This window comes from Cupriavidus sp. GW823-FHT07B10, assembly GCF_058794355.1.
In genome coordinates this window covers 299,554-314,527 of the sequence record NZ_JBXAGS010000007.1, presented here as the reverse complement: position 1 = coordinate 314,527, position 14,974 = coordinate 299,554, and the positions used below count along the sequence as shown (strand labels likewise).

Sequence of the window (14,974 nt, the reverse complement as noted above, 5' to 3'; positions counted from 1 at the left end):
CGGTCCGACGACATGTCCATGCCGTAGACCTCCCACGGCGTGGTTTCCAGGATGCGGCGCGTCAGGTGATGGCCGATGAAGCCGTTGACGCCAAGAATCAGGACCTTTTTCATCGGTTTTCCTCGTTGGATGATTCGGTATGGATAAGTTTGGCGAAGGCTTGCGGCGTGAGAGCCGAGCCATCCTGTGCCAGCAATCGGGTGACCATGACCAGGCCGCCGTCGCCGCACAGGCCGATGATCTGGCCGTCATGCACATGCAGGCCGGGCGCCGTGCCGGCGGGCAGCGCCAGCGCAAGCTCCGGCAGCGGCCGGCGCGCCTGCGCCACAATGAAGCGGTGCCCGGCAAGGTCGGTAAAGGCGCCGGGATAGGGCGGCGCGACGGCGCGCACGAGGTTGTAGACCTCGGCGGCCGGGCGGCTCCAGTCGATGCGGCCGTCTTCCGGCTTGCGCCCGGAGAAGTAGCTGCCCTCGGCCAGCCGGTTGGGGTGTTGCGGCGTGTGCCCGGCGATCATCGCGGGCAGGACGCGCCACAACGTCTGTTCGGCGGCGACGGTGACTTTCTCGAAGACTTCGCCCGCAGTGTCGTCCGGCAGGATCGGCACCGCGGTCTGGTCGACGATATAGCCCGCGTCAGGCCTGGCTTCCATGGCGTGCAGCGTGGCGCCGGTCTCGGTCTCGCCGTGCAGTACCGCCCAGTTCACCGGCACGCGGCCGCGGTACTTGGGCAGCAGCGAGCCGTGCATGTTGAAGGCGCCGCCGGGGGCCAGCGCCAGCACGCCCGCCGGGATCATGGCGCGGTAGTAGAACGAGAAGATGACGTCCGGGTGAGCGTCGCGCACGGCCTGGGCGATCGCGGGATCGGCAGGGTCCTCGCCATAGACGAAGGGGATGCCCAGCTCGGCGGCGGTGTCGGCCACGCGGCGGAACCAGATGTTCTCGTCGGGGCGGTCGCGGTGCGTGATCACCAGCGCAACCTCCACGCCGCGCGCATGCAGCACGCGCAGGCAGCGGTCGCCGACATTGTGGTAGCCGAAGACGACGGCGCGCATCATTGCTCCGCGCCAGCGGCAGTCGGCGTGACACGCCGGTCCGCTTCCAGCACGGCCTTGATGCGGTAGCGCGGGCGGTCGCGCACTTCCTGGTGGATGCGGCCGACGTACTCGCCCAGCAGGCCCACGCCGAACAGCAGGATGCCGATCAGGAAGAAGTTCATTGCGAACAGCGTGAACACACCCTGGACTTCCGAGCCGAGCACGAAGCGCCGCACCAGCAGCACCACGAACAGCACGCCCGAGAGCAGCGACAGGATCGTGCCGATCGCCGAGAACCACTGCAGCGGCACGATCGAAAAGCCGGTCACCAAGTCGAAGTTCAGGCGGATCAGCTGGTACAGCGAATACTTGGATTCGCCTGCGTGGCGCTGTTCGTGACCGACTTCGATTTCGACCGGATTGGAAGCAAAGGTGTAGGCCAGCGCGGGGATGAAGGTATTGACCTCGCGGCAGGCATTGATCGTGTCGACCACATTGCGGTCATAGGCGCGCAGCATGCAGCCCTGGTCCGTCATGCGGATCTTGGTGATGCGCTCGCGCAGCCGGTTCATCGCGCGCGAGGCATAGCGGCGGAACGCGGTGTCGTTGCGCTGGCGGCGGATGGTGCCGACGTAGTCGTGGCCGGCGCGCATGGCTTCGACCAGGCGCGGGATTTCTTCCGGCGGGTTCTGCAGGTCGGCGTCCAGCGTGATCACGATCTTGCCGCGGGTCTGCTCGAAGCCCGCCAGGATCGCCATATGCTGGCCGAAATTGCCGGCGAACAGCACCACCCGGGTCACATCCGGGCGCTTGTGGAACTGCGCCGCCAGCAGCTGCGCCGAGCGGTCGACGCTGCCGTCGTTGATGAAGATGATCTCGTACGACTCGCCAAGGCCATCCAGCGCCGGATAGAGGCGGTCGAACAGGGCTTGCAGCCCGTCTTCTTCGTTGTAGACCGGAATGACGACCGAGACTTCGACCGGGCTCATTTGGAGAGACGTTTGCATGTTTCGCTGAGGATTGCACAGACCCGCTCCACATCGGTGGCTTGCATCGCGGGGAACAGCGGCAGCGTGACGATGCCGCGCCCGATGCGTTCGGCATGCGGCAGCATGCCTTCGCGCCAGCCGAGCGAGCGGTAGTAGGTAAAAAGATGAATGGGCGGGTAGTGCACGCCGGTGCCGATGCCGCGCTCGCGCATGGCCTCCATGACCTGCTGGCGCGCCCGGGCCGGGCCGCCTTGCAGGCGCTCGGTCGGCAGCACCACCTGGAACATGTGCCAGTTGGTGGTGGCATCGTGTGCATCCAGCGCTTGCGGCAGCTCGATGCCCAGCGCCTCCAGGCCACTGTCGGCGGCACAGCGGAAATACGTCTCGGCCAGCTCGGCGCGGCGCGCGGTGATGGCGTCGAGCTTGCCCAGCTGCGCCAGCCCGACCGCGGCGTTGACGTCGGTCAGGTTGAACTTGCCGCCGGGCTCTTCGACATCCATGCCGTCCATACCGGTGCGGATCACGCCCTGCAGCCGCAGGCGCTCGGCGCGCACGGCTTCTTCGGGCGTGTTCATCACCAGGCAGCCGCCTTCGATGGTGGTGATGTTCTTGTTGGCCTGGAAGCTGAAGCTGACCAGGTCGCCAAGGGCGCCGATGCGCTGGCCGCGCCAGCGCGAGTCGATTGCCTGCGCGGCATCCTCGATCACGCGCAGCCCGTGCTTGCTGGCAATGGCGTACAGGCGGTCCATGTCCACCGGCAGCCCCGACAGGTACACCGGCATGATGGCGCGCGTGCGCGGCGTGATCGCGGCCTCGACGGCATCCAGGTCGAGATTGCGCGTGCGCGGGTCGATATCGACGAACACCGGCCGGGCGCCTACTGCCAGCACCACGTTGGCGGTGGCGACCCAGGTGACCGGCGTGGTGATGACCTCATCGCCCGGCCCGATATCGGCAATGCGCAGCGCGATCTCCATCGTGGCCGAGCCATTGGCGAAGGTGCGCACCGGGCGTCCGTCGAACAGGCCTGACAGCGCGGCCTCGAAGGCCTGCATCTTCGGGCCGGAGGTGATCCAGCCCGAGGCCAGCACCTTGCCGACTTCGGCAATGGCGGCGGCGTCGATGTCAGGCCGGACAAAAGGCAGGAACTCAGGGGCGGATGCGGTCATGGCAGGGCGAGGAAGTACGGTCGGTGTCGGAACTGGCGGCGTGCGCGCAGGCGCATCATGAGCGGGCGATCAGGAAGACGCCCGCCAGTATCAGCAGGATGCCGGCCACGCGCAAGGGGCCGATCATCTCGCCGAACAGCCACCAGGCGGCCAGTGCATTGACCACATAGCCGAGCGACAGCATCGGGTAGGCGATCGACACATCCACGCGCGACAGCCCCACGATCCATACCCCCACGCTGACCACGTACAGCGTCAGCCCGGCCAGCACCGGCCATTGGGTCAGCACGCGCAGCGCCGTCACCAGCAGCGTGCCACGGTCCAGCGTGATCGCGCCGATGGCATTGACGCCGGCCTTGAGCAACAGTTGCGCAGCCGCATTGAGCAGCACGCCGGTCAGGATGAAAGCGAAGGTGGAGAGCGTCATGGCGCTGCGTAGTGCAGGAATTGCAGGAGTTGCAGGTTACTGTCCTGGGGGTTGCGTCTGCGGGCCATTGCCCGGCAGCGCGAAATTGGCGACCGCCACACGGCGGCGGTCACCGGCGATCCTGTGCATCGGCACGCCGCGCGCAGCCAGTGCGTCGTAGGTCGAGGGCAACATGATCGCTACCGCGCGCTTGCCGTCCTGCCAGCGCGCGATAAAGCCATCGATGGTCGGGATCCACTTCTGCGGTTCCTGGCCGATGCCGAATTCCAGCTCATCGGGATGCGCCACCATGATGGTGGTGCGGCGCAGGTAGAACGGCAGCGTGTGGTCGAGCATGCCCACACTGTACAGCGGCATGTCCGGCGTCAGCACGGCATTGATGGCGGGCACCAGGTCCGCGCCGGAACTGGGCCGGCCCATGGCTTCGTGACCGCGCAGCGCCACCGTGGAGCAGATGAACATCGCCAGCGCATAGGCCACCACACTGGGAAACACCCCACGCGTGCGCAGCAGCCGGCGCGCCAGCAGTGCGCCGCCCAGCATCACCGCGAAGGCGACGCCGGTCCACGCTGCGAATTCCCGATAGACCACATTGGGCGTGCTGGGCTTGTCCATCATGCCGACAAACGGGCACGCCAGCAGCCCGACCACGCCCAGGGCAATCATGGCATTGACCTGCCAGCGCCACGCGCGTTCCGTCAACGTGTCCAGCGCCACGCCGGCCAGCAGCGCCAGCGCCGGGAAGATCGGCACGATATAGCCGGGCAGCTTGGAGCCGGACAGGCTGAAGAAGACAAAGATCGCCACGGCCCACAGCGCCGCCAGCAGGGCGGGCTGGAATGGCCGCGGCGAGGTGCCGCGAGCGACGCCGGCGCGCTCGCGCACGGCCTTCCACATTTGCGGAACCAGGCCCAGCCAGGGCAGGAAGCCGGCCAGCAGCAGCGGCACGAAGAACCAGATCGCGCCTTCGCGCTGGTGCACGTTCGAGGTATAGCGTTGCCAGTGCTCGTGGATAAAGAAGAAATGCAGGAATTCCGGATTGCGTTCCGACACCAGCCAGAACCACGGCACCGTCACCACCAGCATGGCGACGATGCCGCCCGGCAGATGCAGGCGGCACCACAAGCGGAAGTCGCGTGTCACCAGCGTGTAGACCACCAGCACCAGCCCCGGCAGCGCCAGCCCGACCAGCCCCTTGACCAGCACCGCCACGCCCATCGCCGCCCAGCAGGCGAGCATCCAGTTGCGGCGTTCGGCGCGGGTGGCATCCGGGTGCTGCGCCAGCAGCATGAAGGCCAGCACGCACGCCATGGCGCCGGCCAGCGTCATGTCCAGCGAGTTGAAGTGGCCGGCGATATTCCACATCGGCGCGGAAACCAGCACCAGTCCCGTCAGCATCGCCACGCGCCGGCCGTACCAGCGTGCCGCGGCCAGCATCGACACGCCCAGCCCCAGGATGCCGGACAGGGCCACGCACAACCGCGCCTGCCAGTCGCCCACGCCAAACAGCGTGTAGGCCAGCGTGGTCACCCACAGGTGGAAGGGCGGCTTCTCGAAATACTTGAGTTCGTGGTAGCGGATCGTGACCCAGTCGCCGGTAGCGAACATTTCGCGGGCAATCTCGGCGTAGCGGCCTTCATCGGAGCGCAGCAGGTGACGCATGTCGAGGGTGCCGAACCAGACCAGCAGGATAAACAGGCTGGCCAGTGCGACCGCACTGGCGGTGGTGGCTCCAACGGACAGCGCGGCAGCCCGCGAGGTCGATGAACTACGCATAGATCTCCTGGAAAAGCGCGACGGATCGATGGTCCTGCGTGGGGCGCGCGGTGACGGGAAGCCATCACAACGCATGGCCTTGCCTGTTGGTGGACACCAGGGAGGCAAGTCGCCCGCGGCTGGCACGCTGGCATGCGCCTCGCACGCCGCTGCCGCCTCGGCACACGCGAGGCGGGCAATGGTAGCACGGTGGGCAGGCCGCCCCCGGCGGGTGCCGGAGACGGCCTGCGGGGCGCCGGATTGCCGCGGGGGAGAGAAAGTGCTGCTCAGGCCGGCTGCTGCCCGCTGCCCGCCGGCCACCGGCTGCCACAGGATCTGCGCGAAAAATCCGAGTTACACATGCAACAAAACGCGATAATTTCAGTGTCCAGGCGGTCGCCTGGCAGGCCGGGCGCAGGGTCAGGGGGGCGCCTGGAAACTCTAGACGGGGATTCATGTGAAGAAAAAGGCGCAGCAAGACTGGCTGGCAGGCCTGGTGGCGGGCGCGGCCATGGCCCTGGCGCAGCATGCCGGCGCACAGGGCGTGGTGCTGCCGGGCGCCGGCCCGGCGGTGGCGCAGGCTGCGGCAAGCCAGGCGCAGGCAGCGGCGGCGGCCGTGCTGTGCAGTGCCCCATGGTTCCGCTCCGGCTCGCATGTGCAGATGGAAGGCGACGGCGTGATGCCAATGTCGGTCAGCATGACCCTGCGCGATGTGGTGCGCAGTCCGACCGGCTGCCGCGCGCAACTGGAGATCAATTCCAAGACTGCCCTGTCGGCGCTGATGGGGCCGCCGGTGATTACCACCCAGGTGCATGAAGTGGTGATCGACCGCCGTTCGCCCGGCGGCCAGACCAGCATCGAAAGCCAGCATGCCGTCATCAACGCCCGCGCGCGCTACGCGCGCATGTACGGCGAGGCGGCTTTCCGCGGCATGGGCGTGTTCAACTACGCCGGGCTGGACCTGCGCGAGGGCACCACGCTGGAGGGCGAGACCTTTGAGTCGAGCGTCTCGCTGAAGGTCTACCCGCTGGGATCGGATGAAGTGGTCAGCAACATGCGGGCGCAGCATGCGTCGATCTATATCGGCTCGCGCCACGTCGGCAAGCGGCAGACGATCAATACCGTCCTGGGGCGCAAGGAATGCCTGCCGGTCACCTACGAGAAACGCACCTCGCTGGGGCCGGTGCTGGTTGGCGAAGAAGTGGTACAGGTTGAGCCGACCGTGATGCATGTCACCGACTGGTATTGCCCTGCCGACGCCTTCGTGCTGCGCACCGAAGTGCGCCAGGATGACAAGGTGCAGCGCGTGGATGTCACCGCGCTGGAGCGCGACACGCAAGCGCCATAGGCTTGTGCCCTGGGGCAGGAAGCAAAAAAACCCGCCAAGGCGGGTTTTTTGCGTCAGGCGCTTGCGGCTCAGCTGGCAGCCGGCGCCGAAGCGGCCTTCTTCTTGCTCTTCTTCTTGGTGGACTTCTTGGCCGGCTTTTGCTCGGCGGCCGGCGCGGAAGCGTCGGTCAGGTCGCTGCGGGTGCTCTTGTTCGCGCCCTGGCTGTACGGGTCGAACTTGTCGCCGGCCTTGGCCCCCTGGCTGTACGGGTCAAACTTCTCACCTGACTTGGCGCCCTGGGAATACGGATCGAACTGCTTCTTGCCGCCGGTCTGTGCCTGCACGGCCAGCGAAGCGGCGCCAAGGCAGAGTGCGATCGCGGTCGCGACGAACTTGTTCATGGTTTCTCCTGAGAAATGCCGCCGTCGGGCGGTCGTGTATGTGGCCTGTCCCTTGCACGGGACGGCTCGGCCCAGTGTCGCCAACATCTCACATCGCTGTCAACTTGGGGCTTGCCCCGGCGCCACGACCTCATGGAAACCCTGAATTGCGGCCCCAGCCCGATTGAGGTTCGCGACCGCTTGCCCGTTTACTCCGTGACCGCGTCCGACGGGTGCTTCCAGGCCGCGCGCACCTCGCCGGACGGCGCCAGCGCCAGGTTGATGCCGCGGCTGCCGATGGGCTGCTGGAACCAGCGCTTCTGCAGCGCCGTGACCTCCGGGCCGGCAAAGGTGTTGGCCAGCGCCTGGTCGACCAGGCGCTTCCATTCCGGATCGGCCTTGGACAGCATCAGCGCATTCTGCTCCACCGACAGCGCCGGGCCCACGATCACGTATTGCGACGGGTCCTTGGCGCGGGCGCGCAGGCCAGCCAGCAGCACATCGTCCATGACGAAGGCCTGGGCACGGCCGGATTCGAGCAGCAGGAACGATTCGCCGTGGTCCTTGGCGTAGACGTCGTGGTAGCCGTACTGGGCCTTCATGCGGCGCACGTGGCGGTCGCCGGTCGATCCGGCGCTGGTGACCACGGTCTTGCCGCGCAGGTCGCCGAACGAGCGGATGCCGGAGTCGGCGCGCACCAGCATGCGCACGGTCGACACATAGTGCGAGACGCTGAACGCAACCTGCTTCTGGCGCTCGAGCGAATTGGTGTTGGGCGCGCAGTCCAGATCGACCAGCCCGTTGACCACGGCGGGAATGCGGTTCTGCGGCGTGAGCGGCATCCAGCGCACCTTCAGGTCTTTCAGGCCCAGTTGCTGGCGTGCTGCTTCGGCGGCGCGCAGGCAAAGGTCGACCGCATAGCCGGCCGGCTGGCCCTTGTCATCGGCAAACGAGAATGGCAGCGCCGACTCGCGGTAACCGAGCACGATGGTGCCGGATTCGCGGATCTTGTCGAGCACAGGGCTCTGGGTGCTGGCCAGTGCCGGCGTCAGCGCGGCCGCGGACATGGCGGCGAGGGCGACGGCGGCCAGCGAGCGGCGGGCGCGGAGGAGTCGGGCGGACAGGGCGGGCAGGGTGAAGGCAGGCATGCGGGGGAAACCGGAAAGCGGCCGGCAAAGGCAAAGACGAGAGGGTATACCCTTGGTTAGGGCGGGCGAAGGACATTGTTGTCATAAGCAAATTCCCTGCCCCGAAAGCCTTGCCTGGGCCATCTGGCAATCGTCTATGACTCGGACTCGGCAGTACCGTGCGGCTGGTCGAGAAGGACGGAACACCGGGATCGATCGAAAAATACGAATCGATCGTACGGTACCCAGCGCCTGATCCGTCGACGAGGTTCTGCCGTCGGCGGATTTCGTTGTGCTTTGCTGTTCGCTGAACAGTTCCACGCGAAATCTGATGGATGCACGACGACTCGCGTTGCTTCGGATGGACTCCGGCTCCTTCCGGCCCTTATCGTGGTGTTCTTGTCCAATGCGGCCTGAGGCCGACTTACTTGCTGCCGTCTCGCGTGTCGCCGCCGATCGCATCGACGATGATCATGGTCCGGTCGAGCACGCCGCGTTCGTCAAAGTAGGCACTGAAATGCGCTGGCATGTAGGCGCCCGCATAGAGCCGGTAAGACCAGGCCTCGCGCTTCATCAGCGGGTAGTACTCGATGGGCTCGCGCGGACGGCCAAAGCGCTCGGCAATATCCTGCTTGGTCCAGACCCCCGGGCGTGCCTCGTAGATTTCTTTCTCGGTCAGCATCTGCCGAAAGCTCGTAAGCTTGCCGTTGGCGTCAAAGTCTGCCGCGTAGACTTCGAAGCCGAGCGGCTGTTTCGAATAAATCCACCGAGTGGTGCCATCAGCGAGCTGGTAGGTTTCCGTGGGAGCGCCGAACGTATCGCGCACGGCATGCTGCGGGCCGCCGAGCATGCCCTCTGCGGTTTCCAGGGGCCGGAGAGTGGCACAGGCGCCCAGCACAAGGGCCGCCACTGTGACAGTCACGCAGGCGGGCAGGCGATAACGCATGATCGTTCTCCAGCGGGTCCGCGGTGTGTGCGCCGCGCCAGTTCAGCATAGCGCACGCAGAGTCCAATCGGATATGGTCATTCATCCTGCCGTCCTGGAAAGAAATCCTTCTTATCTCATCGTCCGAAAAGATTCAGTTCTATTGCGACCAAGGTCGACGCTATAGTTCGAAGCAAGATGCACATCGGGGGCTGGGCTACCACGCTTGGCCAACCGTGTCACAAGATTCGCAGCGGAGAACGGCATGGATGCAGCAAAGCAACTGGTGCACGCGCGTGAAGTTGGCCTCAAGACCGGCATGGTGCTGCAAAAGCGCCTGAAGAATGCGCAGGAGGCCTTTAGTGGCCGCGTGCAGCAAGCCGTTGGGGAGCCGGGCGCCGGCCCGATCAACCCGATGGCCGGCATGGATCCGATGAGCAGCTATGCCTATGCCATCGACAGCATGCAGCGTGCCATCCTGTTCTGGGACACGCTCAGGCAACGGGGCAACAACTTTGTCGAAAACACCATGCAGGGGCTCAAGCCGGTCCTGCATTTTGGCTACGAGACCGTTCTGGATGCCCGCCAGTTCGAACGGCCCGTCAATTACGCGCTGTTGAAAATTATCCCGCCCGATGGCGTGACGATCGATGATAGCCGCCGCCCTTACGTCATCATCGATCCGCGTGCCGGCCATGGCCCGGGCATCGGCGGTTTCAAGGACGACTCGCAGGTCGGCGTGGCAATGCGTGCCGGCCATCCTGTGTATTTTGTCATCTTCTTCCGCGATCCCGAGCCGGGACAGACCCTGCTGGACGTGTGCGAGGCCGAGCAACAGTTCATCAAGAGAGTGCGTGAACTGCATCCACACAGCGCCAAGCCAGCCATCATCGGCAATTGCCAAGGCGGCTGGGCTGCGATGATGCTCGGCGCCTCGGACCCGGGCGACACCGGGCCGATCGTGATCAACGGCGCGCCGATGTCGTACTGGAGCGGTGCCTGGAGCGAGGGCGAAGGCGACAACCCGATGCGCTATTCCGGCGGGCTCCTGGGCGGCACGTGGTTGGCGTCGTATACGGCGGATCTCGGCAACGGCAAGTTTGACGGCGCCTGGTTGGTACAAAATTTCGAAAACCTGAATCCGTCCAACAGTCTCTGGGACAAGTACTACAACCTGTACAAGAAGGCCGATACCGAGCCGCCGCGCTTTCTTGAGTTCGAACGCTGGTGGGGTGGCTACTACCTGATGAACCGCGAGGAGATCGAATGGATCACGCGCAACCTGTTCGTCGGCAACAAGCTGTGGGGTGGTGAAGTCAAGAACGCCGGCGGCAAGGCGTTCGATCTGCGCGAGATCCGCTCGCCCATCGTTTTGTTTGCCTCGATGGGCGACAACATCACGCCGCCGCAGCAGGCATTCAACTGGGTGGTGGACATCTACGGCAGTACCGAGGAGATCAAGGCTCGCGGCCAGGTCATTGTCGGCATGATGCACCGGAGCGTCGGCCATCTCGGCATCTTCGTCTCCGGCAAGGTCGCGCAGAAGGAGCACGCACAGATCGTCTCGGTGCTCAAGAGCATCGAACTGCTGCCGCCTGGGCTCTACGGCATGGTCATCCATGAGCGCAAGGGTAGCGATGGCGTGGACTATGAGGTCCAGTTCGAGGAGCACTCGCTCGAGGAAATCGCCAGCAGGCTTAACCGCTTTGAGCGCGCCGACGAGAAGCCGTTCGAGACGGTCGCCAACCTGTCGGACTTCACGCAGCGCGCCTACGAGCTGTTTGCGCAGCCTTACGTCCAGGCGGTGTCCAATGAGATGACAGCGCGGGTGCTGCGCGAATTCCATCCGCTACGCATGCAGAACTGGCTGTTCTCGGACCTGAATCCGTGGATGGCATGGTTGAAGCCCGCCGCCGACGCGGTCCGGGCCAGCCGGCAAACGTTGGAACCGGATCATCCGCTGCGGCAGCAAGAGCAGGTGGGCGCGGAAATGCTCAGCGCCGGTTTGGACGCATACCGGGCCGTGCGCGATGCGATGACCGAATACACCTTTTTCAACGTGTACGCCAACCTGTTCCCGTTCCAGCCAAGGAGCGAGCCTACCGCCCGCGCGGGTACCCCGGCGGCGACCGACCCGCATGACCTGCCGGAAGTCAAAGCGGCGCTGGCCGCGGCCGGGCAAGGCGGATACGCCGAGGCCATTGCCCGGCTGGCCTGCCTGCTGAGCCGCAGGGGTGAGCCCCTGCCGCTGTCCAGGCTGGAGCTGCGCAAGGAGCTGGTCACGGACTACGCCGATCTGCTGCCGGAACTTGAGCCGGACGCCTGGCGCGAGATCCGCGGCAGGCAGGAGCTGATCACGCGGTACGCGCCCGAACAGGCGCTCGCGACGCTGCCGGCCTTGCTCAGGTATCAGGCCGACCGCCAGCGGCTGCAGGCGCTGGCGGAGAAGCTGCGTGTCGATGAGCGCCTGCTTGGCGCCAGGCCCACTGTCGAGCAGGCGGCAATGCTGGAGCGGATCCGCACGGCGCTCGGCGCCAAGCCGGAACGCGTCCGCGGCGCGGCCGCGCCGCTCACCCGCGCGTCCTAGCGCGCCGCGGCTGGCACACGCCTCGCAGCCGACCGACACCGACGACCCTGACGCAGGAGTAGCCCGTGAACGCCAAGCATGAGAAGTACCAGCGCCTGATTGATTACTGCAAGGCCATGCCGCCTACACCGACCGCGGTGGCGCATCCGTGCGACCAGTCTTCGCTGGAAGGCGCCGTAGAGGCCGCCCGGCTGGGCCTGATCGCGCCGATCCTGGTTGGGCCGCGTTCCCGCATCGAGGACGCCGCGCGCGCGGCCGGCATTGACATCCGCGAGTACCCGATTGTCGATGCCGAGCACAGCCATGCGGCGGCGGCTGCCGCAGTGCAACTGGTGCGCGAAAGCAAGGCAGAGGCTCTGATGAAGGGCAGTCTGCACACCGATGAGCTGATGGGAGCCGTGGTCGCGGGTAACAGCGGCTTGCGCACCGGCCGGCGCATCAGCCACTGCTTCGTGATGGATGTGCCCGGCCACGAGGACGCTCTGATCATCACCGACGCTGCCGTCAATATTGCCCCGACGCTTGCCGAGAAGGCCGGCATCCTGCAGAACGCGATCGACCTGGCCCATGCCTTGCAGGTCAAGGAGGTCCGCGTGGCGATCCTGTCGGCGATGGAGACCGTCAACCCGATGGTTCCGTCCACACTGGATGCCGCCGCGCTGTGCAAGATGGTCGACCGCCACCAGATCACCGGCGCGATCGTCGACGGACCGCTTGCGCTGGACAACGCGATCAACCTGGACGCGGCGCGGATCAAGAAGATCGACTCACCGGTGGCCGGGCGCGCCAATGTCCTGCTGGTGCCTGACCTGGACGCCGGCAACATGCTCGCCAAGAGCCTGACCTTCCTGGCCGGCGCCGACGCCGCAGGCATCGTGCTGGGCGCGCGCGTGCCTATCATCCTGACCAGCCGTGCCGACTCGGTCATGACCCGGCTGGCGTCGTGCGCGGTGGCCGCGCTGGTGGCCAAGGCACGCCGCGAGTCCGGCCAGGTGGCGGGGTGATGCCATGGCCGAACTGATCCTGGTCCTGAATGCGGGTTCGTCGAGCATCAAGTACTGTGCCTACAATACCCATGACGATGCACTGAGGCTGGTGCTGCGCGGGAGCATCGAAGGTCTCTACGCGGCACCGGCATTCCACGCCACCGACGCCTTGGGCGCTGAGGTCGAGACCAGGCGGTGGGATGCCGGTACCACGCTCGGGCACGAGGGTGCAATAGCCTTCCTGGCGGACTTCCTGCGCGGCCATGGGGAAGGGCATACGCTGAGCGCGGTCGGGCACCGGGTGGTGCACGGCGGGGTACGCTTCACCCAGCCGGAAAGGGTGACCGACGCGCTACTGGCAGAGTTGGACTCGCTATGCCCGCTCGCACCCCTGCACCAGCCACACAACCTCAAACCGATCCGCATCCTTGCCGAGAGGCGCCCGGAACTGCCCCAAGTAGTCTGCTTCGACACCGCCTTCCACCGGGCGCAGCCGGAAGTGGCACAGGCATTCGCATTGCCCGCGGAGATCAGCGCGCGCGGCGTCAGGCGCTACGGCTTCCACGGACTGTCCTATGAGTACATCGCCAGTGTCCTCCCGAGCGTTGATGCGGGTGCAGCGGCGGGCCGCACGATCGTGGCCCACCTCGGCAACGGCAGCAGCATGTGTGCGCTGGTGGCGGGGCGCAGCGTGGCCAGCACGATGGGCTTCACTGCGGTGGATGGCCTGCCGATGGGAACTCGCTGCGGCAGCCTCGATCCGGGCGTCATCCTCTACCTGATCAGCGAACTCGGCATGGATGCCCGCGCCATCGAGGACCTGATCTATCGAAAATCCGGTCTGCTTGGCGTCTCCGGCCTGTCGAGCGACATGCGCGCGCTGCTCGCCAGCGACGATGTGCAGGCCCGTTTTGCCGTCGAACTGTACACGTACCGCGTCGCCCGGGAGCTTGGTTCGCTGGCCGCCGCCGCACAGGGGCTGGACGCGCTGGTCTTCACCGCTGGCATCGGCGAGCATGCCGCGCCGATCCGCGAGCGCGTATGCCGGCTGGCGGCATGGCTGGGGGTGAGTGTCGATCCCGCGGCGAACGCCAGCGACGGACCGCGCATCAGCTTAGCCTCGGGCAATGTCCCGGTCTGGGTCATCCCGACCAACGAGGAACTGATGATTGCCAGGCATACCCGGGAGGTCCTGGCGGCACCCGCTCGATGACCACCGCTACAGCCGACCAAGCCAGCGGCATGGTAGCGACCGCTCGCTGGCAACAATGAATCCAGGAGAGAGTGACATGACTGCAGCGCAACAACTGCCTATCCTCGCCAACGCCCGCGCACTCGTCTGCGGGATTGCGAACGAGCACTCCATTGCTTACGGGTGCGCCAAGGCCTTCCGCGAACTGGGTGCCGAGGTGGCGATTACCTATGCCAGCGAAAAGGCGCGCCAGTTTGTCGAGCCGGTGGCGCAGGAGCTTGACGCTTCCATCTTCCTCCCCCTGGATGTCACGAGCCAGAAGGAAATGGACGAGTTGTTTGCGCGGATCGGGGAGCAGTGGGGAAAGCTCGATATCCTGGTGCATTCGGTGGCCTGGGCGCCGAAAGACGATCTGCAGGGCGGCCTGCTCAATTGTTCGGCCGAAGGCTTCGCCAAGGCCATGGATGTGTCCTGCCACTCCTTCGTGCGCATGGCCCGGCTGGCAGCGCCCCTGATGGGCGATGGTGGCACGATGTTCACCATGAGCTATCACGGCGCCAACAAGGTGGTGCCGAACTACAACGTCATGGGCCCGGTGAAAGCCGCCCTGGAAGCCGTATCACGCTACCTGGCGTACGAGTTGGGCCCGCGCGGCATTCGCGTGCATGCGATCTCGCCCGGGCCGCTGCAGACCCGCGCTGCGTCCGGGCTTAAGAGCTTCGATTTGATGCTTGCTGACGCTGTGGAACGCGCTCCACTTGGCGAGCTGGTCGATATTATGGATGTGGGATACACCTGCGCCTTCCTGGCCACGCCTTACGCCCGGCGGCTGTCGGGCGAAACGCTGTATGTGGATGGCGGCGTCAATATCATGGCGTGAAACGCAGCGCTCGTTGACATCGCGGGAGGAAAAGGGCGGCGCTCGGAGTCTAGCCGGCACTCAGTCGTCGGGCATCGGGCGACCACTATGCGTGAACGTATCAGCCAGCCAAGCTTCCACGAGGAAACTAAAGTGGGTTGACGGCACAAGGCTCATCCAGCCGGTTCAAGAGGGGATGCATGATGCCTTGCCATGGC

Annotated in this window: 14 protein-coding genes; 5 read left to right on the top strand and 9 right to left on the bottom strand. The window is 65.8% G+C overall.

The window, feature by feature from the left end:
- The 6 genes from AC1Q6V_RS17920 to AC1Q6V_RS17895 all read right to left on the bottom strand — a co-directional run.
- A partial coding sequence (locus AC1Q6V_RS17920; protein ID WP_492311521.1) for an NAD-dependent epimerase/dehydratase family protein occupies nucleotides 1-113 on the bottom strand: 113 nt, incomplete at its 3' end.
- A complete protein-coding gene (locus tag AC1Q6V_RS17915; RefSeq protein ID WP_454750420.1) occupies nucleotides 110-1,051 on the bottom strand; it encodes a formyltransferase in 942 nt (313 codons plus the stop codon). The genes AC1Q6V_RS17915 and AC1Q6V_RS17920, both read right to left, overlap by 4 nt.
- On the bottom strand, nucleotides 1,051-2,040 hold the full coding sequence (locus AC1Q6V_RS17910; protein ID WP_439671919.1) for a glycosyltransferase: 990 nt from the start codon (nucleotides 2,038-2,040) through the stop codon (nucleotides 1,051-1,053). Before AC1Q6V_RS17910 ends, AC1Q6V_RS17915 begins: the two co-directional genes overlap by 1 nt.
- Nucleotides 2,019-3,191, bottom strand: coding sequence for a DegT/DnrJ/EryC1/StrS family aminotransferase (locus AC1Q6V_RS17905; RefSeq protein WP_454750419.1), 1,173 nt, complete (start codon nucleotides 3,189-3,191; stop codon nucleotides 2,019-2,021). The genes AC1Q6V_RS17910 and AC1Q6V_RS17905 overlap by 22 nt, the downstream gene beginning before the upstream one ends.
- A 55-nt stretch (nucleotides 3,192-3,246) precedes the next feature.
- Nucleotides 3,247-3,618, bottom strand: a complete 372-nt coding sequence (locus AC1Q6V_RS17900) for an EamA family transporter (RefSeq protein ID WP_011617364.1) — start codon at nucleotides 3,616-3,618, stop codon at nucleotides 3,247-3,249.
- A gap of 36 nt (nucleotides 3,619-3,654) precedes the next feature.
- Entirely contained in the window at nucleotides 3,655-5,394 is a 1,740-nt protein-coding gene (locus AC1Q6V_RS17895; protein WP_011617363.1) for a glycosyltransferase family 39 protein, read from the bottom strand.
- A 436-nt stretch (nucleotides 5,395-5,830) separates the two neighbouring features.
- Here AC1Q6V_RS17895 and AC1Q6V_RS17890 point away from each other — a divergent pair, with 436 nt between their 5' ends.
- A complete protein-coding gene (locus AC1Q6V_RS17890) occupies nucleotides 5,831-6,721 on the top strand; it encodes a hypothetical protein (RefSeq protein WP_058698858.1) in 891 nt (296 codons plus the stop codon).
- Between the two features lie 68 nt (nucleotides 6,722-6,789).
- On the opposite strand, the gene AC1Q6V_RS17885 is transcribed toward AC1Q6V_RS17890, so the two are convergent.
- The 3 genes from AC1Q6V_RS17885 to AC1Q6V_RS17875 form a co-directional block, all read right to left on the bottom strand.
- The gene (locus tag AC1Q6V_RS17885) at nucleotides 6,790-7,101 is read right to left on the bottom strand and encodes a hypothetical protein (RefSeq protein WP_011617361.1); all 312 of its coding nucleotides are present in this window, start codon (nucleotides 7,099-7,101) and stop codon (nucleotides 6,790-6,792) included.
- 188 nt (nucleotides 7,102-7,289) lie between these two features.
- Nucleotides 7,290-8,228: an amino acid ABC transporter substrate-binding protein gene (locus tag AC1Q6V_RS17880; protein WP_011617360.1), complete on the bottom strand. Its 939-nt coding sequence runs from the start codon at nucleotides 8,226-8,228 to the stop codon at nucleotides 7,290-7,292.
- 403 nt (nucleotides 8,229-8,631) lie between these two features.
- A complete protein-coding gene (locus tag AC1Q6V_RS17875; protein WP_011617359.1) occupies nucleotides 8,632-9,153 on the bottom strand; it encodes a hypothetical protein in 522 nt (173 codons plus the stop codon).
- Between the two features lie 244 nt (nucleotides 9,154-9,397).
- Between AC1Q6V_RS17875 and AC1Q6V_RS17870 the strand changes: the two genes are divergently transcribed.
- The 4 genes from AC1Q6V_RS17870 (at nucleotide 9,398) to fabI (ending at nucleotide 14,777) form a co-directional block, all read left to right on the top strand.
- Nucleotides 9,398-11,719 carry a DUF3141 domain-containing protein gene (locus AC1Q6V_RS17870; protein WP_454750417.1) on the top strand — a complete coding sequence of 774 codons (2,322 nt, stop codon included), beginning with the start codon at nucleotides 9,398-9,400 and terminating at the stop codon, nucleotides 11,717-11,719.
- Between the two features lie 65 nt (nucleotides 11,720-11,784).
- Nucleotides 11,785-12,723, top strand: a complete 939-nt coding sequence (locus tag AC1Q6V_RS17865) for a phosphate acetyltransferase (protein WP_011617357.1) — start codon at nucleotides 11,785-11,787, stop codon at nucleotides 12,721-12,723.
- A gap of 4 nt (nucleotides 12,724-12,727) precedes the next feature.
- Nucleotides 12,728-13,918, top strand: a complete 1,191-nt coding sequence (locus tag AC1Q6V_RS17860) for an acetate/propionate family kinase (RefSeq protein ID WP_011617356.1) — start codon at nucleotides 12,728-12,730, stop codon at nucleotides 13,916-13,918.
- A gap of 76 nt (nucleotides 13,919-13,994) precedes the next feature.
- Nucleotides 13,995-14,777 (top strand): enoyl-ACP reductase FabI, encoded by a 783-nt coding sequence (gene fabI / locus AC1Q6V_RS17855; protein WP_011617355.1) that lies wholly within the window; start codon nucleotides 13,995-13,997, stop codon nucleotides 14,775-14,777.
- The last annotated feature ends 197 nt before the right edge of the window (nucleotides 14,778-14,974 follow it).